This is a genomic window from Paenarthrobacter aurescens (assembly GCF_025421775.1).
Taxonomy (GTDB): domain Bacteria; phylum Actinomycetota; class Actinomycetes; order Actinomycetales; family Micrococcaceae; genus Arthrobacter; species Arthrobacter aurescens_B.
Window position 1 is genome coordinate 377936 of sequence record NZ_JAOEFX010000002.1, and the last position, 25555, is coordinate 403490.

A 25555-nucleotide genomic window follows, 5' to 3' on the forward strand; every position below is an offset into this window, starting at 1 on the left:
GCTGGACATGTATGGAACGGCAAAGGGTTCACTCCGATGCCTCAAAATGAGCCCATGCCAGTTGTCGAGTATGCCGAGGGGATTCCGCCTGAAATTGCGGAAGGTTTAGTGCCAGGTCCTGCGGACGGCCTTAGTCCGACAGTACAGCGCGTGAAGTATGCGATTGAGAACGCCGGGGAACACGCCATTCACCACATCCGCATAGACCATGGATTTCCTGATTCGAGCAGTATTCGTTCGTTTAGCCGGTCTTATCTAACGCTCCGACCCCACGGAATCCTGCGACCCATCTTTCACTTCGAGAATGATCTCAATCTCGAAGGACTTCGGCCTCGCGTCTACTTTACCGACGCCATGAATCGTCGATGGTGCAGTGAACCAGGCTATCCGGTTCGCCTTGCGAAGAAAGATGAGGGTGACTATGAAGGCACCGGTTCTCTTGACTTCCTCAACGAAGACTTGCCCGCCCACGAGTGAATGACGGTCCAACGCTACGGTGGTAGGGCGCGTAACCCACCCATGATTCCGGCCCACCCCGGTCGTGATAGCGACTCTCCTTCCGTACTGGTTAGCAGGTCGCCGATAGCCAGAAACCATTTCCTACCCACACCACAAGGAATGCTAAAGATATGACTAGCAAGTTCGTCCCTCCGTCACACCAGTCAAAGCGTTTCAATTGCCCCAGGTGTGGAACGTTTGCTGCTCACGAGTGGCGGGAGCTCAATTACCACACAGGCTCGGACGAGTACGGGCAGCGCTTTTTTGATCCGATCGAAGACAAAGCGACTTCAAGAGAATCGTCAAATGCTCGAGGTGAGCGGTGGGAGGCCAGCTTTTGCTCAGGCTGCGACAGGCACAGCCTCTGGATTGGAGGCACGTTGGTGTTTCCCAGCATGGCCATAGGCACCAGCGTTCCTGAGCCGGCGGAGGGTATGCCGACAAGTGTTGAGGAGCTTTATTTGGAGGCAGCGGCTGTGCTGCCACACTCTCAAAGGGCGGCGGTAGCCCTTTGCAGGGCATCGCTGGAGCGGCTTGTGAAAGTTCTGACGCCGGATTCACACCCTAAGAGTTCTCTAGATGCGCGCCTTGTGGTACTTCACGAAAGAACTACAGCAACTCTTGCGCAGGGCTTGGAAATCATCCGGCATGTCGGGAATACAGCACTTCACGGAGCGAGGGACGACGACGAATCCGTAGTCATCTATATGGAGGGGGACGAGAGCGAACTCATCGATGTTTTCTTTGTGACCATCAACGGATTGGTCGACGAACTCATAACACGGCCAGCTCGGCTGCTTGCTGTTTACAACTCGTTACCTGCAGAGAAGCGTGAAGCCATATCCAGGAAAGTGCAGGCATCCCGAACCAGTTTGGCCGCTCAGGGAAGTGACGACCTCACTTAGGCGCAAGGCAAACCTAAGGATAGTCGAAGGATCCCCATGCCCTTCGTTTGCGTCCAAGTTAGGAGGTTGTTGCCGCCCACCAACCCTGTACCGTGAACTTCATGACGCTTCCATCAGTGATTGTTGCCTGCCTGGCGCTCATCTTTACCGTCGCATCATTTTGGTGGCTGCAGGCGCGTAAAGGAAAACTCAAGCTTTACCCGGTCACAACGTTCAGCGGGGCCGCAACGAACCACACTTTCGTACTCCGCGTCCCAATAATCCTTTACAATACGGGAGCCATTCCTCGGGTTGTCACGGGTATGAGGCTTAGGTGGCAGGGTGATCAGACTCAGGTCTTCGAATGTCACAGTTTCCGGAAGACTATCCAAGCCACAGAAATCGACCAGGATGACTACGCGCACCCTTATGTCGTCCCAGGTCGAAGCGTCATCACGAAACACGCGCACTTCATAGCCGAAGGGTTCGGTCGGTATCTGTCCAGCGAGCCCAGCATCTTCCTGCTTGAGATCACTGTGGATGCAAGCACAAGCTGGAAGGTGCTGGACACTGTGACGCTCCACACGGAGATCATGAACGAAACGTCCTACGTTAGCTACACCAACAACTCTGGCCTGTGGCCAGACGGCGCCGAGTCCGAAGGTCGTCAGCATCGAGAGAAGTTAGCCGAAATGCGAGCAAGAGCCGCACGCCTCAACCATTAATGCATCGTAATTGAGAACAGGCACATGTGATCTAGGTGTGAGCGGCCGGTGTCGACTATAGTTTCAGCGCCCGGGGGCCGGGGAGCGACGGAGGTGCCTCGCCCCCGGGCCAAGGAGTGCCTGTCCGGCAGGCAGGCACAATGAGATGGGTCGCGACTCGCGATCCCACCTACACCGAGGGAACAACCGTCTTTTTCGGCATCGTCTAATCTTGAGGCTAAAGCAGATTTGGGGGAAACGTGATCGATTTTAATGGGGCAATTTCATGGGCCAGCGACGGGGTCGAAGCCAAGTGTGCCTTGCTCCTTGGCAATGGCTTCAGCATGGCTTACGACTCTTCGCGCTTCAGCTATGGCGCCCTTGCGACGCTAGCTGAGGACAGGGATCTACTTCCGCCCCTTGCACTCAAGGTTATGAAAGCGTCCGGCAACAGCGACTTCGAGTCACTGATGAGGAAACTGAAGAGCACGGTGGATACCCTGACGGCGCTCGACGATGTCGCCCATGCGGATACGATCAACGAGTTGAACGCCAATGTTGTCGCCGTGCGAGAAGCTTTGGCAGGTTCCATTGCAGGTCTGCACCCAGAGCGCCCCTTCGAGATAGAAGAAACTGCCTACAGGCGTGTCCGCCAATTCCTCGATCGATTCAGGACTATATACACGGTCAGCTATGACCTGCTGTTGTATTGGGCGCTGATGCAGACATTCGATGACGCCGTAACTGACCGTCGATCAGATGACGGTTTCAGGGACAGCCGTATCGACGGCGACGAAACCGTGCTTTGGAACATTTACAATCCATATGCCCAGACTGTTCATTACCTGCATGGCGCTCTTCATCTGTATCGCGGCAGCGACGGCCTGCGTAAGATCACCTATATAAGGACCCATGCGGCGCTCATAGACCAGGTTCGCAGCCAGCTCGAATCCGGACGATATCCGTTATATGTTGCCGAAGGGGAGTCTGCCGAGAAACTTCAACGGATCAATGGAAGCGCATATCTCTCCCGCTCTCTCAGGAGTCTGACCGGTCGAGGAAATGGACTGTTGGTGTTTGGTCATTCGCTAGACGCCAATGATGACCACATCTTCGAAGCCGTTATTCGATCAAAAATTACCAGAATTGCTGTGTCACTACACGGAGATCCTGACTCGGAAGGAAATAGGGCAATTCAGCGGCGTACGGCTGACTTGGTCATCAGGCGCCAGCATGTGAATCCGAGAAACCCCCTGGAGTATGCGTTCTTCGACGCCTCAAGTGTGCCCTTGTGGTAGGTGCCAGTCGGAGGCACGTAGGCCGCGGAGTTAGACTTGGCCAGCAGTAGGCCTTCACGATCGGATCGGTAATGTCCTGGTTCTGCGTTTTGTCGAAAATTTCCACATTCTGAAACGACTCGAGGCTTATCTTCGTCTTCGCCGCATTGGAGTGGCGACATCCAGCGTATGGCAAGGACCTTTAGCGGCTGTGCGCCACCCGGGGGTGGCGCCCCGAAAGCTCATGCAGTACCACGGTAGTTGAGGCCTTAGATATGCCTGGCAGCTGACGCCCAGCTGGTATGGAGGAATGATCACGCGGACGTGAACATCGCGCTGTCGACCCGGCATGCCGCCCTACGCAGGGCGTCAGCAACGTGGCCACTCGAACTGTAGTACTCATCGAAGGTCACCTTCATGAGTTCGAGGAGCTGGTCTGCGGTCACCTGGACTTGGTCATCGTCCAAAGACTTGATGGCTTCAAGGAGATGCTGAGCATCCAACGCGGTTGTGAAAGTAATTTTATCGAATTCCCGCCGGGAGAGTTTTTCGTAGTAGGCCCGACGCTTAAGGGTCGAGGCGTAATGGGACGAGGTTGGAGGCGGCGCCATGAACATGTCATCGCCTGAGTCCAGTCGCTCTAGAAGCTTCTTCTTGGCTGGTGACCGTGTTGATACGTTCGTCACGAGTTCAAGAAGTTCATCGTGCGACATCTGTGCTAAGACCCGGTAGTACTGGACGGGTAGGAACCCTGAATTTCCCGTAGCGATTTGCCGTATGTACTGTTCCGCATTGCCCACGTTGCGGCGTTCGAGGAAATCATTGAGGACATCGTCGCTAGAGAGTGCAGAGCGAACAATGCGTTCGGCGCCGCCCATCGTGATCGCTGTAGCTGGCTGCAAATCACCCACGAGCCTGAGAGTAGGGGCACCTGACACTTCATCAAACTCGCCCTCCTTGATGAAGGCGATTTTGTCGATAAGGCCCTCATCGATGAGAACTTTTTGCCCAGCCGGTCCCTGAAGAGTGTTTGCGGAGAAGTCGAGAATCGCTGCATTGGCGGCCCCCGCCCTCACGAGCGCTTCTATGTGGTTCATCATGGACCGTTGTTCGCGGAGCTTGGCGTCGTCAAGTATCCGCTTCAGCTCAGGGAATTTTATTCGTTCGGAACGTGAGTTGTACCGGTAAAGAATATCCCCCTCGACGAGTTTGGCGTTTTGTTGTTGGTAGCTCTTCCGAGCCACGAGGGGCTTGTTGTCGGACTCGAACGTATAGATGGCACCCACGACGCGCCCATCCGGCAAGTCTATGAGGCCGATTTCCCAATGGATCTCAGGCGAAAAGAGATCGTTGAGGCTTTCCGTGAGCTTCGCTTGGTCGAGATTGTCGAATTCGGTTTTCGCTCTCTCGCTCAAACCAACTGCTATGCGAGGGTTATCCGTTATGCCGAAGAAGATGTAGCCACCGCGCGAGTTGGAAAATGCTGCCATCGTGCGCGCGTACAGGCCGATGGATCCCCAGGTGAAATTTTCCTTGAACTCCTTGATGGGACTCTCGCGGGTGAGCACCTGGAGTACTCCACCGTTTTCTCGCACCTTTATGAGATTATTCTTCGCTGCTCCGGTGAACGGACTTCCCCCAAAACGCACAGCGCCCTCAATTCTGACTCATTGAACCAATGTTCGTGGTGGTTGAGATCCTATGCGATTCCAACAAGTAATATTTCCATGCATCGAACTCGTTCGCGTAGCAGTCCTGAACGGGCTCTTAGGGATGACATCATGAGTCTATGAATCTGGGTGAGATGTCCTTGGAGGAATTGCTGGTACTTCGCCGTGCCATTGACGTGGAGATCGAGGCGCGAGGGCATAGCCGAACAGCGTCGTCTCTGGCAGGAGAACTCATCGAGCGGACAGTGTCGGTGGCCTACGGAGGGCAGTTGCTTGGGGTAGGGGCGAAATCTGTGGATGTCGTTGCAAGTGACGGTCGCCGGCTTCAAGTGAAGACACGCTCACTGCCGAAGGGTGACCTAAGGCATTGGGCGTTCAGAGGGTTTGATTTCGATGCGGCTGTTGTCGTGGCGGTGGATCGGGAGACGTCGGCCATAGATTGGGCACGCGAGCTTACGGCACAGCAGGTACGTGCTATCGCGCGGCCTCACGCAAAGGAGGGTTGGCGGCTTCGAATGGCGCCAGCCAGGGATGCGGGAATCGACGTCACCGACAGATTGCTACTCGCCTTCCAGCAACTCGCGTAGCCAGAGCCGGACCCATTTCCACAGCCCAGGACATTCCCGCCACAGAGTATCCGAGATTTTTACAGTGAGCAGAAGTCATGTCTAGAATGCCCAGTCGTGATGACATCTGGGCACAGAGGCACAGAAGCGCGAGTAACTGGGCTCCTTGGTCCTACCTGATGATCGTGTTGCTTTCCGTGAGGATTTGTTAGCGCGCGGTGCGCACTTTCTTCGATCGGTTCCTTTTTGGTGACGGACTACGTCCCCAAACGGGGGCTTTGCCTCTTTGCTTCCACGCAATCAATAGAACAACAAAGCCAAGGGTATAGGCTGCAAACCCCAGGTCCTTGCCGCCCTCTTTAAGGATGGCCTCTATAATCGTCGGCCCCAGCAAAAGCAGAAACGCTCCTAGAACCAGCCACGGTCGCCAAAGGCGTTTCTGCTGGGCGACAACATCGCCAGCTGCACTGGTTTCACCAGCAATTCGTGCTGACACGGCGGGAGTCTCAACCGGGCCGTCAGTAATGAAGTGCAGGTCGACCCATTCTCCTGCGTTTAGCAGGGAGGGAGCAACCGTCACGGACATCGGAGTGTCGCGGGTTACCTCAACTTCTATTTTCTCGTTCAACTTTCTGCTGACGTCACACGCCAGCATCCTGCCTTTGGAGAAGTCCACTCGCACAGGACCGTCGTAGTCATCGGGTCGTATCTCAGCTTTCCCGGCGTTGCCAAGACGCAACACGATGAGGTTGGGGCTGTAGACTTCCTCGCCGCCGTACACGACCTGCAGGGGCAGTGACCGGCCTTTGAAGCTGACTATTTCGGTCTTGCTGATGACCTGCCATCCAAAGCGCTTGGGCCTCCGTGAAAGCCAGTAAAAGATGAAGCCTGTTACTAGACCAGCAACCCCAAGGATGTTTCCCAACTGGTCGGCCAGCACCTTTCCTACTTCGCTCATCCGACCACCGTACTAGAAGCAGTAGGCAGGAAGTTCCGGAGTTTGTAGGTCAGGTTATCTTTCGGAACGACGGGGCTTGATGAGGCGAGCGCGAAATCAAAGGTGTTACCCCAAAGAACGGCGCAAGCGAAAGAAGCAAGCGCGGGCGTTGTACCGCGCAACGCTGCCGCGCCAGTTGGAGACATCGCGTGCCTGGCGCCGCGCAAACCCTGAGGAGCGGTACCCACACCACGCCAATAGGCGTGCGCGCAAGTGCAATAATCCGGGGTTCGTTGCGGTCCCGGAGCGGGAATGGCTTCGGATGCTACGGCGAAACAGTCACCGCTGTACCTACCGCGGGGACCGTCCATCCAGGTTGGTGATGGACCACATCATTCCCCTGACCAAGGGTGGTCGCCATGCTCCGGGCAGCATCACGCCCGCCTGCGCAAACTGCAATGGCGCTAAAGGTGCAATGCTCCTGATTGTGTGGAAGCAACGGAAGAAAGATGGAACTGACTGAGGAAATGTAGTCTGGACGGCGCGGGGGCTTCGGGCCCAGTCAAGAATGTCACTTTCGGCCGGATCTGGACTTCCGGACCAAGGTCCTTTGCCGTTGTCACGAAATCTCTATAGGAACCATAGCCCCGCTGCTTCTCGAAGCGAAGCCCATCCGGGGCGAACTGGAACGCCACGCGTTCGGTTCTGCCCTTGGAATACACTACGGCCAAACAGCCGTTACTCGATCATGCGGCGGGCAATCTTGCGCCAGCGCTAGTCATTAACCACGGAGATCCAAGTTTTGCCGTCCCTGATACTCACAATTGCTCCGCGCGAGACGCCGTACTTCTCTGCGAGTCGTGCGATGATCCCGCGTTTCCCCTTGGCCAGTTCTGACCGGATGCTTTTGGCATCTTTGGCAGTGAGCTTTCGCAGCCCACGTCCGTAGTAGGTTCCGTGGCGTTTTTTGTCGTTCTCGTTGTCCAAACGTGTGGCCCAACGAAGATTGTCGGATCGGTTGTTTGCTGGATTGCCGTCGAAGTGGGCCGCTTCCTGGCCGGGAGGGCGAGGACCATGGAAAGCCTCGCATACGATCACATGCACACGCACAGGCGTGCCGCCGATTCCAACTACTGGCCGCGGGTCCGTTGGTGAGGTGCTTTGTTTCAAGACAAATCCCTGGCGGCCGATGACTCGGCCAAGGTTGCTGACGGTGTACCCCTCAAACTTCGATGCGCGCCACTCTTCGCCCGGTAGCGGCGTCACTTCCGTGGTTTGTGTTGCTCCAGCTCGGGCCCGTTGCTCCGCTCGTGCCGCAGCGTATTCGGACCGGACGTATGGTGGACCTGCGCGGAACATGCCCCTCGCGACTTGCCCGGCGTAATTTGGTGAGCAGCCAACTTTGACAGAGATCTCACGCAATGTCTCGCCCCGTGCACGACGAGACCTAATTTCTTCAATCTGAGCCTCCGTGAGAACCGTCCGGTTGTTGGCTGCACCGGTGGGCGTCCTCGCACGACCTCGGGCGATTTTGTCGGAGACATTCTGCTTGTTGTCACCGACATAGAGGTGTCCAATTTCGACACAGGCCGGGTTGTCGCAAGTGTGAAGCACATGTTGTTCGGTGGTCAGCTCAGTTTGCGTTTCCAGGACAAAGGCGGCTCTGGATGCGTGCATGGTCTTTCCATTGAGTGAAGTCATGCCGTGGCCGGAGGCCTTGCGAAAACCTATCCATTCGAGGCATCCGTTAGCGCGGCGGACAGTGCGGGAATAGAATCGCTCCCTTACCGGCATGGATCGCTCGGCCTTCGTTAATCCCACGGTTACCTCCCTACGATGATGACTCCTGCCCGGCGAAGCATCGTACGGGGAGTGCTCATCGTTGAACCTGTCTTTCCGATGTGCCCACCTTAGACGGTCCCGCCGGCCGAGCTCGCGAATGTCAATGGCGTGTCCGCCGTCGGTGCCGGAGATCAGGGGGCTGAGGCGAAGCGGGCGGCGGGGAGGGCGGCGCCTGGAGGGCGAGCCGATGGCGCCGTACTTGGATCTCGTGTGCTGCTGTCTGAAGAGCCGCCCGCCACATATTGACTCTGACCCTCATCACCGTCACGATAAATGAACGCTATTCATTTCATCCCGCATTCTTACCCCGGCGGCCTCCATCATGCGCCCCTGAGTCACCCCAGCACTTCAGGATCTCGGCGACCCCGTAGATCCGGTCGCCGCTACGAAGTTCTGCAGCGTCGCAGCTTCCCAGCACACCAGCATGACCACCGAGGATTCTCAATGACCCCCACGTTTGAAACTGATACACCGGCAGGCGAGAAGCCTGTGGGGCCCACGTCCACGGAGTCAGCGAACCAAAGTTGGCGCCGAGTCCTCGGCGTTCCATCCCTGGTCCTGCTGGGATTGGTCTACATGGTGCCGCTGACGATCTTCAGCACCTACGGCATCGTCGTGGAACTTACTGGCGGGAGGCTCTCGGCTGCCTATGCCGTGACACTGGTGGTCATGCTGTTCACGGCCCGCTCGTATGGCCGCATGTCGCAGGCATTCCCATTCGGTGGATCCGCTTACACCTATGCAACCCGATCCTTCGGGCCTGGCCTTGGCTTCATGGCCGGTTGGTCGCTCCTGCTGGACTATCTGTTGCTGCCGATGATCAACTACCTGCTGATCGGCATCTATATGAACGCTGCCTTCCCGGCGGTGCCCTCGTGGGTGTTTATGATCGTCTCGATTGTGGCTGTGACCGTGCTGAACATCCTCGGCATCACTGCGATTGCGAAGGCCAACTTTGTGGTGGTGGGTCTACAAGCGCTCTTCATCGTGTTGTTTGTGGCACTGGGGCTTTCCTCCATGACAGGAACCGGCAGCGTAGATCTCCTGGCGCCATTCACCGGGGCCGAAGGTGCCGAAGGCCTTTCGCCGGTCTTCGCCGGCTCCGCCATCCTCTGCCTCTCCTACTTGGGGTTCGACGCCGTCTCAACCTTCGCGGAGGAAACCAAGGACCCTAAGCGGAATTTGCCCCGCGCCATCATGATCACCACGATCCTTGCCGGCATGATTTTCCTGGGGCTCGCGTACATCAGCCACCTGGTTCTGCCCGTAAGCACCTTCAACGACGTGGACTCGGCGGCCATCGAGGTCATTGGCGCAGCCGGCGGCGAGCTGCTGGTGGCCTTCTTCACGGCCGCCTACATTGCCGGCAGTCTCGGATCAGCGTTGACCTCCCAGGCTTCGGTCTCGCGGATCATTCATTCGATGGGCCGCAGCGGAGTGTTCCCGGCAGCGTTGGGGCGGCTCCACGCCCGCTTCAGCACCCCGGTGCTGCCCATCCTGCTGACCTCCGCCGTGTCGCTACTGGCTTTCGTGTTGGACCTGCTGACGATTTCCTCTCTGATTAGCTTCGGTGCCCTGGTCGCCTTCTCCGTCGTCAACTTGGCCGTCATCAAGCACTACTACTTCGACCAGAGGGCCCGAGGAGCTCACGGCGTGATCCACAACCTCGTGCTTCCCGGCATTGGGTTTGTGCTGACGATCTGGTTGTGGACCAGCCTGAGTGGTTTGTCGTTCACTTTCGGTTTGATTTGGGCAGGCGCGGGATTGGCCTACCTGGCATTCCTGACGCGAGGGTTCCGGAAGCCTGCGCCGCAGCTGGAACTGAAGGAGGTATAGGTTTCCTGAGCGCAAGCTCAGAGGATCTTCGCCAGCCGTGTGCATTCCCCTCACAGCCACTCTGGGACCGGAGACGTTAGGCTTCTTGGACGACATCGTAAGGGGAACGATTTTGAAAATGACTACTGCACGTAAGCTCCGCGTCTTGAACATTGCATCCACAGTCCTGTTGTTAACCATTGTGATTTTGCAATCGACTCAAGTGATCAGCGGGTTCTGGAGCTTGGCGCTTCTCGTACTGATCGGGGCACCGACGACGGTTGCTTGGGTGATTCTTGAGCGGCGGCAAGGCGCCGAGAAGATGAGGGACGCGGCGTAGGCCGTCTTCTTCTCCCGGCGTGAAGATTCTGGCGGCCGTGCCCGCGCAAGGTGCTGTCGCCGTCGTCGTACTTCTCCGGTCACCATTGCCTGGCGGCCCCTCCTGTGGAACCCTCAACTTGATCCTGTCGCCGGGGTGACGACGGGCAGCAGGGAAGGATCCCAACATGGGACTGATTCACATTGACCTGTTCACGACGCTCGACGGAGTCGCGCAGGCGCCCGGCGGGCCGGAAGAGGACCCTGCTGACGACTTCGCGTTCGGCGGCTGGCAGGCGCCGCTTATCGACGAGGTTGTTGGCGATCAGATCGATTCCGGAATGGTGGGAATGGACGCACTGCTACTGGGGCGGCGGACTTATGACATCTTCGCCTCGTACTGGCCTCACCAGGATGGCAAGATCGCAGAGCTGTTCAACCGACTTCCGAAGTACGTTGCCTCGCGTCAGTCGCAACAGCTTGAGTGGGAAGGATCCACTTGGCTCGGCCCTGACACCGTGGCATCCTTGAGGGAACTCCGCCAGAAGCACCAGAACATCCACGTCATCGGTAGCCTCGACTTCGTCCAGACTCTTTTTTCTGAGCGACTGTTCGACCAACTCAACCTGTGGGTCTATCCGATCCTCCTCGGCCGCGGGAAGAAAGTGTTCGCCGACGGAGTGGTGCCGACGAACCTCAGGCTTATCGAGCCCGTGGTTGCCTCACCGAACGGTGCGGTGATGCAACGCTACACACTGGTGGAGGGGGCTCCCGCGGTGGGAAACATGGCGGAGATCGATCAGGCGGAAAGCCAGTAAAGCTGTCACGCCACGGCAACCCGGCCGGCCACGTACTCCGCGTCCAGCCCGACGCCACCGACTATTGCTGAGTAGTGCCTGGTCAGCCAAGGTAGGCCGACCACGTATATGCCGGGAATTTCAGTAACTCCTCTATCGTGCCTCGGATAGCCCCATTGGTCAGTCAAGGGCATGTCGACCAGGCGGAAGTCGAGTTTGTATCCGCTGGCCCATATGACCGATGTGATGTTTGCATCTGCCAGGTTCAGTTGCGTCGGCCCTGAAGGCAGCCAGTTATCGGCAGGTACGGGTTCCTGCTCCGGCGCGTCAATTCCTGCCGCCGCGATATACGCATCAATTGCTTTTCCCGAACGCTGCGCGAAGATCGATTCGACCGCTGCGAGGCGTTCGGGGAGGTCGTCGCTGAAGGTGATGGCGCCGTCGTCGATTGTCTCCAAGTGCCCGTGCAGGAGCATGCCGCGGCGGCCGAGTTCGCGGAGGTGAATGGCATGGCCGCCGTCGGTGCCCGAGAGCAGCGGGTTGGGGGCGAAGCGCGCGGCCGGGGAGGGGAGTGCCTTGGTGGTGAGGGCGTTGACGCCGTAGTCGGGGCCATGTTTGCCGGTTTCGAGCATCCAGTAGATGAGGTCCTGGCCGCGGTATCGGCGGGGTGCTTCGGGGACGATTGAGACGGAGAGGTGGACCTCGCGGCCAGCTGCGTGGAGTTCCTCGGCGATCTGGCCGCCCGATTGGCCGGTTCCGACGATGAGTACGGCACCCTCGGGCAGCTGCTCGGGATTGCGGTAGTCGTGGGTGTGGAGTTGCGTCACGCCGGCTGGGAGCTTCGTGGCCAGAGCGGGGATCTTGGGGACTTGGTAGGCGCCCGTTGCCAGGACGACGTTGCGTGCGCGCAGGTTCCCGAGCGATGTCTCAAGATGGAACCCGCCGCCCGGTGCCTTGGATAGACGAGTGACGTCGACGCCGGTGTGGACTGGAGCGGCGATCAGCTCGGCGTACTGCCTGAAGAGGTTCACGACTGCGTCGCCGGAGATGAACGCGTCCCGGTCGTCGCCGTCGTACGGCATCCCGGGGAGGTCCAGCGCAAGGTTCGGGGTGTTCATGTAGAAGCTGTCCCAGCGGTCCTGGAAGGCGCCGCCGAGTGAGTCGCGACGTTCCAGAATCTGATGCTCGACGCCGAATTGCGTGAGCCAGTAGCTCGTCGTGAGGCCGGCTTGGCCTGCGCCGATGATGACCGTGTCCGGGGTCGGTCCCATGGGGTGGAGTTTACGCTTCGGAGGCCTGTAAGGGGATGGACGAAGACGGATTTCTCATGGCTGAGCACCTGAAACGGCTGCCGCTGGATCGTCCCCGATGCGAGGTCGCAGGATGCCGCGTGTATCCAAAAGACATAGGCTTTCGGAACGTATCTAGGGGGGATGATTCGCACATGTCGACGACAAAATTGATTCGGCTTCTCGACATCACAACGTGGGTGGTGATTGCGGTTGGCCTTTTGCTGCTCGTCAGCGGCCTATTGGACAACTTCTGGGCGACGGCCTGCCTCATAGCGACCGCTGCTCCGTCAATTGCCAGTTGGGTGATTAAAGACAGGCTCAGTGGCGCGACCAACGGTGACGAGCCTCGGCAGCGGTAGCGAGTTGTCTGCCCGGAGCCGTGGAATCTGCTGAGGTGGACTCCGCTGCCCGGTAAAAGGTGGGCACTGAAGGCCTGGTTTTGGGCCTGTGGGACACATCCAATGGATAAATGTTTCCCAGCACTAGCTATCTGCGCAGAACTCTGTAGACTTGACGGTGTTGTTGTGTTTGGCATTTGGTAGTTCAGGCAGTCCCCACGATCCTTCCGGATCGTGACCTTCTGAAGTAACGGTGGAGAACACCCCACACCGGAGACCCGAAAGTCGGGAGCATCTCCACCTTCAGTAAGGACTGAAAAAAATGGCTACAGGTACCGTAAAATGGTTCAACTCCGAAAAGGGCTTCGGCTTCATCTCTCCTGAAGATGGCAGCCAGGACGTTTTCGCTCACTACTCTGCGATCAACTCCTCGGGCTACCGCTCCCTCGAAGAGAACCAGAAGGTTTCCTTCGACGTCGAGCAGGGCCCCAAGGGTCCCCAGGCAGTAAACATCCAGGCTATCTAGTCTTCGGATAACAAAGAAGCAGGGCCGGTCATTGACCGGCCCTGCTTTTGTTTGCCCTCCCATCGGCGCTGGGCTAGACGAACTTCGACATCCGCGACCAGACGGCCGTCGAGACGAGCGCCACCAATACCAAGGCCACCATGGACAGCAAGACCCCGAGTTCGGTCCACACTGGAAATGGCGGACGTGGGTTAAATCCGCCCCAGTAGCTGAAGATGCCTTCCGCCGCGGCTGTAAGGATGTTACGGGGATCGTAGGGGCCGGCTAACGGCAGCAGCAGGAGCAACGCCCCCGCAGCCAAGCAAGGTATCAGCATGGTCCTGGCAACGAGCCCAACAAATAGCCCCACGAGGCCAAACAGGACGGCCACAGCGGAAGCGAATGCAATTTGGGCAACGGGGTTGCCTGCCCCAATGTCGTCCACGGCATAGACAAAGTTGTGGCTGTCGTTCTCCAGAAACAGTGACCTCAGGACCGGCGCCGCTCCCAAGCTCAGCCCGGCGGCGAGCACAACCGCCGCCACCGCAACCAACACGATTGTTGTCACCTTCGCGGCAACGTACTGTGCAGCGCCTTGAGCGACAATTCGATCCTTCAGGATCCGACGGCGGACATCGCCTACTGCTGTTGCGCATCCGTAGATGAAGAAGAGCAGGGGGATGACCAGGAAGGTGACCATCTCCAGCCCAGTGCCGATGGCATTAGTGCCCTCCAGGGCGCGGCTCGCGAAAAAGGCGGCCTCGTAGTCAAAACGGAGGGGGTTGTCGATGATCCGTTGACCGCCTTGGATGACCACGTTGTTGGGCTGTTCCATGGCCGCGGCCAAAGAGATGCCGTTGGCCAGTGCGTGCGACTCTGTGGTTTGAAGCCGCGTCAGGGCTGAGCTGACATTGCTGATGCTCCCAGTAAAGGGGATTACCAGCGACGCCAGCAGACCGCCGATGGGGAGGAGCAGTGCTTTGCTCCAGAACTGATATCGCAGTTCTGTTCTCAGGGAACGCAGATACTTGCTCATCGAAGTGACACCATGGCTTCCCTGTCTGGACGGACTTTTCCCCTCCGGATGGTGAATGTCGTAGAGGCAATGTCCTGATAGGACGCGGCGTCATGATCAGAAACGATGACGCACTTGCTGGCCTCAATCGACTCCAACACGAGGCGCAGCGCACGCCTCCCGTGATCATCCAGGCCGGAGCCTGGCTCGTCGAGCAGGATGCATGGCCGGCCACTTGCGAACGCCGCCGCCAGCTTGAGCTTCTTTCGCTGCCCCAGGGAGTATGAGGATGACCTCCGACTCAGCAGTTCCCGGGTGAGAAATGTCCGGATGATGGGATGGGCGGTGACCAGGCGAGGTGGGATATCCAGGAGGGCGCTGAGATTCTGCAGTCCAGTCAGGCGCTCATGGACGGCCGAGTCGTCGAAGGCTGTAGATACGTAGTCTCGAAGGTCGCTTTTGTACCAGCTGGCCTCACCCTTGAACCTGACCAGTCCTGCGAGGCACTTGAGCAGGGTGGTCTTGCCGCTTCCGTTCTCACCACGGATGAGGTGTAACCCCGTTGAAGGAATGGTGAGGTTGCCGTTATTGATGACCCTGTTGAGGCCGTAGCTCTTGGATAGGTTCGTGATGCGCAGCATTGATCCTCATTTGTCCCCCCCCCACAATGAAAATGCCCGAGAATCACCGTTCGCGCTGATGGCTCCGGTGATTGAGCAACACTCTCGACCTGGGAGCAGCCCCTTGTCAAATGCGTTGGTGGCAACGGCCCCTTTCGAACACAAGCGCTCAGAGCGCCGGAGTCGAAGATGTGTACTAGAGACCAAAATATGACTCGAATACATATCCACATAGCGAATTACACCCGTGTAACTCTCGCTCGGACCTCCGTAGCGTGGAAGGTAATCCACCTGCAGAGCTGAGGGAGCTTCCCATGGATCACCTGATTTCCGACCAGCCCCACCACCTAGACGGTCCCCGCCAGCACCTAGTTTTGCCCAAATCACCACCTAGATGGCCCCAAATCGGCCTGTGCAAGGCCGTTTTGCCACCTAGTCCCGATTTCTCGATCTAGCCTGCAAAGTGAGCCGCATGTCGGGCGTCCACGGAAACAGAAGGTCAGGTCGAGTGTTCGATTCAGAAGTTCAGCGAATCCTTGACTTCGTTGCACGAGGAATCGGCGTACGCCTTGTGGGGGCCCCAGGGAGCGGCAAATCCACCGTGGTCCGCAACGTCGTTGCCAACCTGCAAAAAACTGGCGTCACAGTTCACTTCATGAGCGGGATGGGCACCCACCGCGACATCCCGTACTCAACCATCATGGGGCTTGGGTTGGAGATGAGGCCCGGTCACCGGGGTGTCTTTGACATCGCTGACGTGCTTTCAAGCGAACTGGCCAAGGTGGGGAAACATCTGCTGGTGGTCGATGACCTTCACTTCGTGGATAACGAATCGTTGGCAGTCCTGGAGACAGTAAGACGGAGATCGGACTGCCCCATGCTGGCAACGGCACCTGAAACCTGGGCGTTCTCGAGAGGTCAACTGGCCGTGCTCAACAACGGTCGCGAGGCACATCTCCAGCTGGATCCACTCCACTACGAGCAAGTTCATGCGCTGATCGCCCAAGTGCTGGGTGCACCCGCCGATGCAGAAACAACAGCCAGAGTCCTCACCAAGTCCGGAGGAAATCCGCGGCTGGTAGTGAGGATCGCCGAGACCGCGTCGCTCAGCAACCTCGTGACCATGCAAGGCAAACAGTGGCGCATGACCACAAGCACGCTGTGGAACGAGCATCTGCGAGGCACGCTGGAGGCTCTTCTGGCTGAACTTGCGCCTGAGGAATTCAACGCACTGCACATCATGGCGATACTAGGGACTGCACGGATCGATGTCCTGCAAAAGGTAATCCAACCCGGCGTCCTTGAGAGCCTGGAGGGTCGGGGCTTCCTGTCCGTCCGGAACGATCACCACAACGGCGCGATCGGTGCCATCAGCCCGCCGGTCATAGCTGACTACTTCCGCGGACAGAAGATGCTCCGCGACAGGCACCTTCTCAGAAGCAAGATCGCCGGAGTCCTTGACGCCGCGCCGCCAACGGGAGGGGATACGTCCGCTACAACTGACGCCCTCTCCAGGGTGTTGTCCATGCTGCGTCTTGAGAAGGGAGATGACGACGCCGTCACCGCCCGTCATTTCCACGATCACAACGCCGCGCGTGAACGGGTTCGATTCGAGCGATGGGAATCGAACAAGTCAGCGGCCAACGCTGCGGCGCTCCTTCGGATCTATTGGGGCGCCCCAGTGGACGTTCAACGCGCCACCCGCGTCTGTGCGGAAACCATGACGTCCGACGCCGACCCCGCCGACCTGCTCTTCGTCACCATCACGAAGGCCATGCTCGCGATCCACAGAGGACAAGGGCCCGGAGCCGCCGTCGAAATCCTGCAAAAGTACGCAGCTGACCACCCGCAGCACGCGGAGGAAGCCGGGCATGCCATCCTCTTCCTCAGTGCGTCCCACGGTCGGGTGCCATCGCCGTCGAACCCGAGCCCGGTGGTCCCCGAAGAGCAGTCGTCTGGAATGGGGAAATTGGTGCGAGGGCTGATTGAGCTGTACCGCTTCCGGCCGGCGGCCGCCCTCGAAGCAACTGATGGCGGAGACGAAGACGACACCTTCCAGCACCTCCGCCCGTTCATCCGCGGTTACGCACTGTTTGCGGAGGGGCGGATAGAGGAGTCACTGGTCTTCGCCCTGAAGTGGCGAACAGACGCACTGAAGAACCTTGACCAATTCGGTGTGGTCACCAGCAGCTACATCGCCGCCCACGGACTGCTCTACAGGGGTCACTTCGAAGAGGCTGAATACCTGATGAGCAGCGTCTTTGCGATGGGCCGGCCGGGTTTCGTGGTTGATTCCCTCTACGATGCACTGTTGCGGCTCGCAGGGCTTCGCCATGCGGCCACAGCCATTTCGCCGGCTTTGTCCATAGCGGCACAGGCGCGGACGGAAGTGCCCGACGTCGGCCCGTTGCCTGGGATTGGCAAGGGTGCGAACCATCTCATCACCAATGACAGTGTTCAGCCGTCAACGTTCGACCGCAAGGCCACCAAACTCATCAGACGGCAGCTGAAAAGCGGGTACGTCCTCGAAGCCATGATGACGGCACTCCTGTGCACGTGCCTCTGTCCTGGCCGTCCTGTCCTGGACATACTGCAGAGGATCCTGCGGGAAAGCGGGGTCACGGTTCACGACCAACTTATTGGTATTGCCAACGCGGTGGTGGAAGCTGACCACAAGTTGTTGGGCCTGCTCCTCAAGCATTACGAGGCCGATCCAGACACCTACCAAGTCGGGATGCTGCTCAGGGGAGCACTCAAACGCCATGTGATCGAGGGCAATGCGGCAGCGGCTGATGCAGTGGCCCAAGCATCGTCAATGTTCGCCGTCAGGTTTCCCTCGGCCAACGAGCAACTTTCCTTCAACACGTTCAAGATGACTCCGCTGACTGAACGGGAGATAGAAGTCGCTGCGCTGGCAGGTCACCGCTCCAACATCGAGATCGCAGAACATTTAGGTATCAGTGCCAGAACCGTGGAGAACCACATCTCGAACGCGCTCAGGAAGACGGGTGCCACATCCCGTAATGGTCTCTTCATGCTCGTAGGGAATTCACTTCCACCACGCTGACCGGGGATAGGCTGACATCAATTCCTGACGCCGGTCTCAGGGGTCATCTCCGTGCCCGGCACCCAGCATGAAGGGTATCCGTGAGCAATTCCCCGGCCTTGGCCCGCCGATTAGGCACGTTCGACGCTTCCCTGATTGGGCTCGGATCAATGATCGGCGCAGGAGTGTTTGCGGCCTTCACGCCAGCCGCTGCAGCCGCAGGTTCGGGGCTGTTGGTAGGACTCGTGGTGGCCGCCTTCGTGGCATTCTGCAACGCCACGTCATCAGCACAACTCGCAGCCGCGTACCCAACCTCCGGCGGTACGTATATATATGGTCGCGAACGGCTCGGACCATGGTCCGGGTTCCTGGCCGGATGGGGATTCGTGATTGGCAAGACTGCCAGCGCGGCAGCCATGGCCATGACGTTCGCTGCCTATGCCGCACCGCAAGGTTGGGAGCGCCCGGTGGCGATTGCCGCCGTCGTGGTTTTGACCGCCGTGAACTATCACGGCGTGACCCGGACAGCCGGCCTTACCCGGGTCCTCGTCATTGGGGTCCTGGCGGCGCTGGCGATTGCCGTTGCAGCGGTGTGGGGTGGTTCCGGCCCCGACTTCGGGAACATTGTGGGGGAGGGGCTGCTGGCTCACGGCTGGTACGGCATCCTGCAGTCATCGGGGCTGCTGTTCTTTGCGTTCGCCGGGTACGCAAGGATCGCGACCATGGGCGAGGAGGTCCGCGAGCCCAAGCGCACCATTCCCAGAGCGATCAGCATCGCCTTGGGGATCACGATCGTCATCTACGCCGTCATCGCAGTCACGCTGCTCGCGGCACTCGGTCCTGAGGGCGTGGCGGCTACGCCTACGCCGCTTGCCGATGCTGTGAGCGCCGGATCTCTGGCATGGGCTGCGCCAGTGGTCCGTGTGGGTGCTGCGGTTGCCTCGCTCGGTGCGCTGCTGGCGCTGATTGCCGGGCTCGGGAGGACGAGCCTGGCGATGGCCCGGGAGCACGACCTGCCGCACTGGTTTGCAGCGGTGCATCCGAAGTACAAAGTGCCGCATCGAGCCGAGATGACGCTCGCCGTGGTCATTTGCCTGATTATCGCCGTGGCAGATCTTCGCGGCGCGATCGGGTTCTCATCGTTCGGCGTGCTGCTCTATTACTTGGTGGCCAACATCGCCGCCTACACCCAGCCGGCGCAGGACCGACGTTACCCAAAGGCCCTGCAGGTGACGGGTGCGCTCGCATGTGTGGTTCTGGTGGCCACGCTGCCGCCGGTTTCTGTCGGGCTGGGATTGCTGATGTTCGTTGTGGGCGTCGGCTTCCGACTACTGCGTTTGCGGCGACGTTCGGAAAGCTGACGTTTCCGGCTGGGCGCGACCCCACCGGGGGGTAGACAGGTGGGGCCGCGCCGTAGTGCCTCCTACGCCTGGAACGGGTGGGGCTCCCGCCGGACACCGGGACTCCCGTTCCGGAGGCACATAAGGAGACTATGGCCCGTTTTTGGTCTCTAGGTGTTCAAAGGCAGCAACTAGGTGGTCTCGGACGCCGAAATAGGGGGCGGAACCGGCGAAGTTGAGTGGTGACGGGGAGCGCCTAGGTGTTGGCCCGCCGTCGAGCGTTCCTGCGTTCCACCGACTCCATGTACGTGACGATGCTGGCGATGGTCAGAGTCACCGAACAAACCACTGCCAACAAAGTGGAGGTCTCCTGGAACGGGACAACCACCAGCGGGCTGAGCATCATGGCATTCCCGAACCCCGACGCGGCGAAGACACCCGCCTTCAGAAGCAGGCATTTGAGAGGGTCGCTGATCAGCATGGCGACCGGGGCTACAACCCCTAGAGCCATCGTAAGAACGACGGCGGTTGTCCTGAGATCCGCAAAGTCCTGCGCGTTCAAACCTTCGGGCGGTGGTGCGGTCCCCAGCAAGGTGGCTGACACCGCCGAACAAACGGCCACGATGCAGGTGATGATCCGAAGGGCGGCTGGATAGAAGTGCGTGATCACTGGCAGGTCCTTGTCCTAGATGGTTACCCTCCGTGGAAGTAGTGAGCCGAACGACCGACACGTGACGCGGTGCCCCAGTCTTGAGAGGCTACCGGCGTCGTGTGCCACGATGGTCTGATGATCGGGGAAAGAACTGTGCTGAATCGGCCTGAACTTTTGCGGTTCCTGGCCGAAGAGGTGCTGACGCTCGGTCCCACACGTCAATTGATTGCGATTGACGGAGTGGACGGGAGCGGCAAATCGACATTCGCAAAGGATCTGGCTCCGGCGATAAAGGGCCGGACAGTCATGACGATCCACGTTGATGACTTCCTCAACCCTCAGGAAATAAGGCACCGCCGGGGGCGCACATCGCCAGTAGGGTTCTGGCTGGACACCTACGATTACGCTGCTCTGAACGAGAACGTGCTGGCGCCCCTAAGTAGGGGAGGAGACGGACGATATCGTCCGGCGTTCACGGATTCTTCAAGGAATGCGAGCATCCAACCCGGATCACGACAGGCACCGGATGATGCGCTTGTCCTTGTGGAGGGTATGTTCCTTCATCGCGACGAGCTGTTTGGCGTGTGGGATTACTCGATCTTTCTCGATGTTCCCTTTGCCGAAACTGCGCGGCGGATGTCCAGAAGGGACGGAAGCAACCCGGACCCGGACCACCCGTCCATGCAGCGATATGTGGGCGGGCAGCGGCTCTACTTTGAGAACGCCCAACCGTGGTCGCGGGCTACACGAGTCATTGACAACACTCTTCCGCAGGAGCCGAGGTTGATGTCCCCGCGCGAAGCTATGGGCCGCCATCGGTAGTCCGTTCAGCAGGCCTTACGCCCGCGCGTGCTTCTTTCCGCCGGTACGCACAGCAGCCCCACCAGCGTCACCCTCACCAGCCACAACCGAAGCCCCCGTCCCCAACCCGCGGACCGTCCACCCCGCACTCCGCCAGGCCTCAGCGTCCAGGACGTTTCGAGCGTCCAGCACCATCCGGCGTCGTACGAGTGATCCCACAACAGCAGGCGACAGCGAAACGTATTCGTCCCACTCAGTCAGCAGCAGCACCAATTCGGCGCCTTCGAGGGCGCGTTTGGTGTCGGCTTCGAATCGGATTTGGGGGTAGCGGATCCACGCGTTGTTGATGGCTTTGGGGTCGGTGACGGTCACGTGTGCGCCGGCGGCTGCGAGTTGCTGGGCGACGTCCAGGGCGGGGGAGTCGCGGATGTCGTCGGTGTCGGGCTTGAAGGCGGCCCCGAGGATGGTCACCGTGCGGCCAGAGAGGAATCCTCGGCACATTTCGCGGGCCACCTCCACGGCCCGGGAACGCTGGTCAAGGTTCACCGAATCAACCAGGGCCATCCATTCATCCACGGACGGCACCGACAGTTCGCGCGCTTGCGCACGGAACGACCGGATGTCCTTGGGCAGGCAGCCGCCGCCGAAGCCGAGCCCGGCGTGCAGGTACCGGTTGCCGATGCGCGGATCCAGGCCCATGGCCTCACTGAGCTCGCTCACGTCGGCGCCCGACGCGTCGCACAGCTCAGCCATTGCGTTGATGAAGCTGACCTTCGTGGCCAGGAACGCGTTCGACGCCGACTTGATCAGTTCCGCCGTCGCGAAATTGCAGACCAGGCGCGGGATGCCGGCGCAGATCAACGGCTCGTACACTGCATCCAGTACAGCGGTCACCGGAGCGCCGGCAGCTGCGCCCTTGCCGCCCGGGACCCCGTAGACGAGACGGTCGGGAACCAGCGAATCCTTCACGGCGGTGCCTTGGCGCAGGAACTCGGGGTTCCAGCCGAGCAGCACGTCAGAACGACGGGCCAGGATCGCGCGGAGCGTCTCCACCGTGCCAACCGGCACCGTCGATTTACCGACGACGGCGGCGCCCTTGGCCAGGTGCGGCAGGAGGCTCTTCGTGGCGCCCATCAGGTAGGAGAGGTCCGCCGTGTCGGAAGTCTTGGACTGCGGGGTGCCCACACAGAGGAAGTGCACCTGCGCATCGGCGGCGGCGGAGAAATCGGTGGTGAACTCGAGGCGGCCTGTGGTGCGACCGTCCTTGAGGAGCTCATCCAGGCCGGGTTCGTGGAAGGGCGCCATCGCTTTGTTCAGCTGCTCAACCTTGGACGAGTCGACGTCGATGCCCACCACGGTGTGGCCCATCGAAGCGAGCGTTGCTGCATGGACTGCGCCGAGGTAGCCGCAGCCGATCACGGAAATCTTCATGAGGAGGGTCCTTTGCTTGATGTAAGTTCGGTGGGCCCGTTTTCGCGGGAGAAAGTGGCGATGACTTCGGTGTAGTGCCGGACCAGGTCGGCGCTGAGCACAGGCCACGTCCGCCCCTGGACCGAGGCGGTTGCTGCCGTTGCGAAAGCGCGGCGCTTGGCGTCGTCGCCGATCAGGTCCTGCGCGTAACTGCGCAGCTGGGCGAGGTTTCCGGGCTCGTAGAGCCAGCCAGTCCGCGAGTTTTCGACGAGGTCCAGGGGACCGCCGCGGCCGGTCGCCACCACGGGAACGCCCGAGGCCATGGCTTCCTGGATGGTCTGGCAAAAGGTCTCGAACTCGCCCGGATGGACGAAAAGGTCAAAGGACGCCACGGCCTCCGCCAGCGCATCCCCGCCGAGGAAACCAGCAAAATGCGCATTGGGCAACGCCGCGTCCAACGCCGCACGCTGCGGGCCATCACCCACAATCACCAGCTTGGTGTTCGGCAGATCAGCCAGGACCGCGAGGTCCTCCACCTGCTTCTCGACGGCGAGCCGGCCGACGTAGCCGATGATCCGGTGACCGTCGGGCGCTACTGAGCTGCGCCACGCCGTCGAACGTTTCGCGGGGTTGAAGCGCGCGGTATCCACACCGCGGCGCCACATGTCCACGCGCAGGATGCCGCGTCCTCGCAACTGGTTCAGCGCGAACGTGGACGGCACAAGGGTTCGGGTGGCCAGGAGGTGGATGTTGTCCACGCGGTTCCAGGCCCAGTTCTCCAGGAACGGCACACCATAGCGGGCGGCGTAGCTGGGAACCTCGGTTTGGTAAATCGCCACGGTCGGGATGCCGAGTTGGTGGGCGGCCTGCACGGCGCGCCAGCCGAGGACGAACGGGGAAGCGAGGTGAACGACGTCGGGGGAGAAATCGGCAAGGATTCGCTTGACCCGATTCACACCACCCAACGCAACCCGCACATTCGTGTAACCGGCCAGCGGCACCGAGGGAAGCCGGTGCACATACGCACCCTTCTCGACGCTCGAAACATCAGTGTCCGACGTCGACGGCGCGATCACCATCACCTCATCCCCGCGCTCCTGCAGATGCTCCAGCACCCGCAGTATCGAGTGGGTTACCCCATTCATCAGTGGCAGGAATGATTCGGCGACGATTGCGATCCTCACGCCTTCAACGGTGGCTGGGGCGGTTGGCGTTGCGGGTTAGAACGGGTGGCCTGTGGAGGAAGAGTTGGTTAACAGGTGGGGCTCCTGTTTGTCTGGGCGCGCGCGTAGACTCTGGTTCACCGACGCGCTGGGGCGTCATGACTTCTGGGGGTCTTGCCATGTTTGCTGCTGGGGATAATTCGCGCGCGCTTGGAGTGGTTAACGTACGACGGCGGCGCCGGGCAGCGGTGCGGTCAGCCGCCGTCGGTTTGGGGCTGGCGCTGTTGCTGGGAACCCTTGGTTCGCCCGCCACGGCGGATGTTGTGACGAACACTGTTTCCGTGGGCGATAACCCCACCGGCATTGCGGTCAATCCCGTCACCAACAAGGCGTACGTGGCCTCGTTCGAGGGTGTTTCGGTCATCAACGGAACCTCCGACGGGGGCCTCCTGTACTCCGGAGACATGCCCGTTGACGTTGCCGTGAACCCGGCGACCAACAAGATTTACGTTAGCGAGATTGGCGGCTCCGTTGCTGTTGTTAATGGGGTCTCTGGTGCTGTGACGTGGATTCCCGTGGGGTCATCGCCCGGCGTCATTGCAGTGAACTCCGCTACCAACAAGATTTACGTCGGCGTGAGTACTGGGATGACCATCATCAATGGGGCAACGAACACCACCACGTCCGTGCCGCTCGCCGGGGGCGCCCAAGACATTGTGGTGAACCAGGCCACCGGCAAGGTGTACGTAAAGTCCTCCGGGACCATCCGGGTAGTGGACGCAGGCGGCATCGTCACCTCCAGCATCATCATCGGAGCCGGCGGCATTCTTGACGTCGCAGTGAACGAAACGACCAACAAGATCTACTTCACAACGCTCGGCCGGTATGGTGCGGGCGTGAGCGTGATTGACGGAATCACCGATACCGTCACCGGGAGCATTCCTTCGGCGAACAACGTGGGCAAACTTGCTGTGAACCCGGCCACCAACAACATCTACGTGGCCGGGGACAGTCCCTCCATCGATGGTTTCATTCAGGTTATTGACGGTGCCTCCCAGACACAGGTCGCCGAGCTAAGGACCGCCACCAGGATTATGGACGTCGTGGTAAACCCGGCGTCGAACAAAATCTACGCACCGCTGTCCGGCAGGGGAGTCGCCATAGTTGATGGCGCGGACAACACCTTCTCGGCCGTATTTACGGGGCAAGATCCGGTTGACGCTGCGGTGAACCCCGCTACCGGAACCGTCTACGTGGCCAACACCGGCAGTGACTCCGTATCAGTGATTGACGGCACCGTTCCCGCGCCGGTCAAGAACGACTTCAACGGCGACGGATCGGCCGATGTTCTGGCTCGCGACGGCTCCGGAGTCCTGTGGCTGTACCCTGGCAACGGCTCCGGTGGTTGGTTGTCCCGGGCCCAGGTTGGCCCGGGTTGGAATGTCATGACGGCACTGGTCTCGCCGGGTGACTTCAACGGTGACGGCAAATCCGATGTGCTGGCTCGCGATGGCGGTGGCCTGCTGTGGCTCTACCCAGGGACTGGCACGGGTGGGTTGTTGTCGCGCGTGCTCGTCGGTACGGGGTGGGAGGGCATGAGCGCTCTCGAAGCGATTGACTTCCACGGCGATGGACGCGCGGACGTTGTGGCCCGCGACCGCGGCGGTGCTCTCTGGGTTTACCGAGGCGACGGTACGGGTGGATGGTTGCCGCGGATGTGGGCCGGTTCCGGGTGGACCGGAATGTCCGAGATCACCGGCGCAGGGGACTTCAACGGCGATGGGCTGACCGATCTGGTGGCCCGCGACGGGTCCGGCGCGCTGTGGCTGTACCCGCCCAACGGATACGGCAGCTGGCTGGCGCGGCAGACCGTTGGCCAAGGGTGGAATGTGATGGACTCCCTGGTTGGGCCCGGTGACTTCGACGGCGACGGACGGGCAGACCTCCTTGCCCGCAACGCTGCCGGCGAGCTGTGGCTGTACTCCGGTGCTGGCGGAACTGCTTGGCCCTCGGCTCAGCGCGTGGGTACGGGGTGGGGCGGAATGACGGCGATTCTCTAGCCGGT

Annotated in this window: 24 protein-coding genes; 15 read left to right on the forward strand and 9 right to left on the reverse strand. The window is 59.9% G+C overall.

Annotation, left to right across the window (positions count from 1 at the left end; all coding sequences use genetic code 11):
* Positions 1-54 precede the first annotated feature (54 nt).
* From N7568_RS05065 to N7568_RS05080, 4 genes are all read left to right on the forward strand, one after another.
* Positions 55-477, forward strand: a complete 423-nt coding sequence (locus tag N7568_RS05065) for a hypothetical protein (RefSeq protein WP_261608808.1) — start codon at positions 55-57, stop codon at positions 475-477.
* A 152-nt stretch (positions 478-629) separates the two neighbouring features.
* Positions 630-1403 (forward strand): DUF4145 domain-containing protein, encoded by a 774-nt coding sequence (locus tag N7568_RS05070; RefSeq protein WP_261608809.1) that lies wholly within the window; start codon positions 630-632, stop codon positions 1401-1403.
* Between the two features lie 101 nt (positions 1404-1504).
* Positions 1505-2107, forward strand: coding sequence for a hypothetical protein (locus N7568_RS05075; RefSeq protein WP_261608810.1), 603 nt, complete (start codon positions 1505-1507; stop codon positions 2105-2107).
* Positions 2108-2346: 239 nt separating this feature from the next.
* Positions 2347-3384 carry a DUF4917 family protein gene (locus tag N7568_RS05080; RefSeq protein ID WP_261608811.1) on the forward strand — a complete coding sequence of 346 codons (1038 nt, stop codon included), beginning with the start codon at positions 2347-2349 and terminating at the stop codon, positions 3382-3384.
* Positions 3385-3677: 293 nt separating this feature from the next.
* Here the strand turns inward: N7568_RS05080 and N7568_RS05085 are convergent, their stop codons facing one another.
* Positions 3678-4931, reverse strand: a complete 1254-nt coding sequence (locus tag N7568_RS05085; RefSeq protein ID WP_261608812.1) for an ATP-binding protein — start codon at positions 4929-4931, stop codon at positions 3678-3680.
* A gap of 221 nt (positions 4932-5152) precedes the next feature.
* Here N7568_RS05085 and N7568_RS05090 point away from each other — a divergent pair, with 221 nt between their 5' ends.
* Complete coding sequence (locus N7568_RS05090) at positions 5153-5620, forward strand: hypothetical protein (protein WP_261608813.1); 468 nt, start codon at positions 5153-5155, stop codon at positions 5618-5620.
* 187 nt (positions 5621-5807) lie between these two features.
* On the opposite strand, the gene N7568_RS05095 is transcribed toward N7568_RS05090, so the two are convergent.
* Complete coding sequence (locus tag N7568_RS05095) at positions 5808-6557, reverse strand: hypothetical protein (RefSeq protein WP_261608814.1); 750 nt, start codon at positions 6555-6557, stop codon at positions 5808-5810.
* Between the two features lie 301 nt (positions 6558-6858).
* Between N7568_RS05095 and N7568_RS25935 the strand changes: the two genes are divergently transcribed.
* The gene (locus tag N7568_RS25935) at positions 6859-7059 is read left to right on the forward strand and encodes an HNH endonuclease (protein ID WP_368736507.1); all 201 of its coding nucleotides are present in this window, start codon (positions 6859-6861) and stop codon (positions 7057-7059) included.
* Positions 7060-7310: 251 nt separating this feature from the next.
* Here the strand turns inward: N7568_RS25935 and N7568_RS05100 are convergent, their stop codons facing one another.
* Positions 7311-8357 carry an HNH endonuclease gene (locus tag N7568_RS05100; protein WP_261608815.1) on the reverse strand — a complete coding sequence of 349 codons (1047 nt, stop codon included), beginning with the start codon at positions 8355-8357 and terminating at the stop codon, positions 7311-7313.
* A 465-nt stretch (positions 8358-8822) separates the two neighbouring features.
* Here N7568_RS05100 and N7568_RS05105 point away from each other — a divergent pair, with 465 nt between their 5' ends.
* The 3 genes from N7568_RS05105 (at position 8823) to N7568_RS05115 (ending at position 11329) form a co-directional block, all read left to right on the forward strand.
* The gene (locus tag N7568_RS05105) at positions 8823-10214 is read left to right on the forward strand and encodes an APC family permease (protein WP_261608816.1); all 1392 of its coding nucleotides are present in this window, start codon (positions 8823-8825) and stop codon (positions 10212-10214) included.
* Between the two features lie 118 nt (positions 10215-10332).
* A complete protein-coding gene (locus N7568_RS05110; RefSeq protein WP_261608817.1) occupies positions 10333-10533 on the forward strand; it encodes a hypothetical protein in 201 nt (66 codons plus the stop codon).
* A gap of 166 nt (positions 10534-10699) precedes the next feature.
* Positions 10700-11329 carry a dihydrofolate reductase family protein gene (locus N7568_RS05115; RefSeq protein ID WP_261608818.1) on the forward strand — a complete coding sequence of 210 codons (630 nt, stop codon included), beginning with the start codon at positions 10700-10702 and terminating at the stop codon, positions 11327-11329.
* Between the two features lie 5 nt (positions 11330-11334).
* Here N7568_RS05115 and N7568_RS05120 read toward each other — a convergent pair whose 3' ends face one another.
* Complete coding sequence (locus N7568_RS05120; protein ID WP_261608819.1) at positions 11335-12579, reverse strand: flavin-containing monooxygenase; 1245 nt, start codon at positions 12577-12579, stop codon at positions 11335-11337.
* Positions 12580-12752: 173 nt separating this feature from the next.
* Between N7568_RS05120 and N7568_RS05125 the strand changes: the two genes are divergently transcribed.
* Together N7568_RS05125 and cspE are read left to right on the forward strand one after the other, a co-directional pair.
* Positions 12753-12959, forward strand: coding sequence for a hypothetical protein (locus N7568_RS05125; protein WP_261608820.1), 207 nt, complete (start codon positions 12753-12755; stop codon positions 12957-12959).
* 301 nt (positions 12960-13260) lie between these two features.
* Entirely contained in the window at positions 13261-13464 is a 204-nt protein-coding gene (cspE, locus tag N7568_RS05130; RefSeq protein ID WP_011773907.1) for a transcription antiterminator/RNA stability regulator CspE, read from the forward strand.
* 73 nt (positions 13465-13537) lie between these two features.
* On the opposite strand, the gene N7568_RS05135 is transcribed toward cspE, so the two are convergent.
* Both N7568_RS05135 and N7568_RS05140 read right to left on the reverse strand, forming a co-directional pair.
* A complete protein-coding gene (locus N7568_RS05135; RefSeq protein ID WP_261608821.1) occupies positions 13538-14479 on the reverse strand; it encodes a hypothetical protein in 942 nt (313 codons plus the stop codon).
* Complete coding sequence (locus tag N7568_RS05140; RefSeq protein ID WP_261608822.1) at positions 14476-15099, reverse strand: ABC transporter ATP-binding protein; 624 nt, start codon at positions 15097-15099, stop codon at positions 14476-14478. The genes N7568_RS05135 and N7568_RS05140 overlap by 4 nt, the downstream gene beginning before the upstream one ends.
* A gap of 487 nt (positions 15100-15586) precedes the next feature.
* On the opposite strand from N7568_RS05140, the gene N7568_RS05145 reads away from it, so the two are divergent.
* Positions 15587-18145 carry a LuxR C-terminal-related transcriptional regulator gene (locus N7568_RS05145; protein ID WP_261608823.1) on the forward strand — a complete coding sequence of 853 codons (2559 nt, stop codon included), beginning with the start codon at positions 15587-15589 and terminating at the stop codon, positions 18143-18145.
* Between the two features lie 80 nt (positions 18146-18225).
* Positions 18226-19485, forward strand: a complete 1260-nt coding sequence (locus N7568_RS05150) for an APC family permease (RefSeq protein ID WP_261608824.1) — start codon at positions 18226-18228, stop codon at positions 19483-19485.
* Positions 19486-19720: 235 nt separating this feature from the next.
* On the opposite strand, the gene N7568_RS05155 is transcribed toward N7568_RS05150, so the two are convergent.
* The gene (locus N7568_RS05155) at positions 19721-20134 is read right to left on the reverse strand and encodes a hypothetical protein (protein WP_261608825.1); all 414 of its coding nucleotides are present in this window, start codon (positions 20132-20134) and stop codon (positions 19721-19723) included.
* 117 nt (positions 20135-20251) lie between these two features.
* Here N7568_RS05155 and N7568_RS05160 point away from each other — a divergent pair, with 117 nt between their 5' ends.
* Entirely contained in the window at positions 20252-20938 is a 687-nt protein-coding gene (locus N7568_RS05160) for a uridine kinase (RefSeq protein ID WP_261608826.1), read from the forward strand.
* Positions 20939-20953: 15 nt separating this feature from the next.
* Here the strand turns inward: N7568_RS05160 and N7568_RS05165 are convergent, their stop codons facing one another.
* Positions 20954-22348, reverse strand: coding sequence for a UDP-glucose dehydrogenase family protein (locus N7568_RS05165; protein WP_261608827.1), 1395 nt, complete (start codon positions 22346-22348; stop codon positions 20954-20956).
* Entirely contained in the window at positions 22345-23511 is a 1167-nt protein-coding gene (locus N7568_RS05170; RefSeq protein ID WP_261608828.1) for a glycosyltransferase family 4 protein, read from the reverse strand. Before N7568_RS05170 ends, N7568_RS05165 begins: the two co-directional genes overlap by 4 nt.
* Before the next feature lie 137 nt (positions 23512-23648).
* Here N7568_RS05170 and N7568_RS05175 point away from each other — a divergent pair, with 137 nt between their 5' ends.
* Entirely contained in the window at positions 23649-25550 is a 1902-nt protein-coding gene (locus N7568_RS05175) for an FG-GAP-like repeat-containing protein (protein WP_261608829.1), read from the forward strand.
* Positions 25551-25555: the final 5 nt, after the last annotated feature.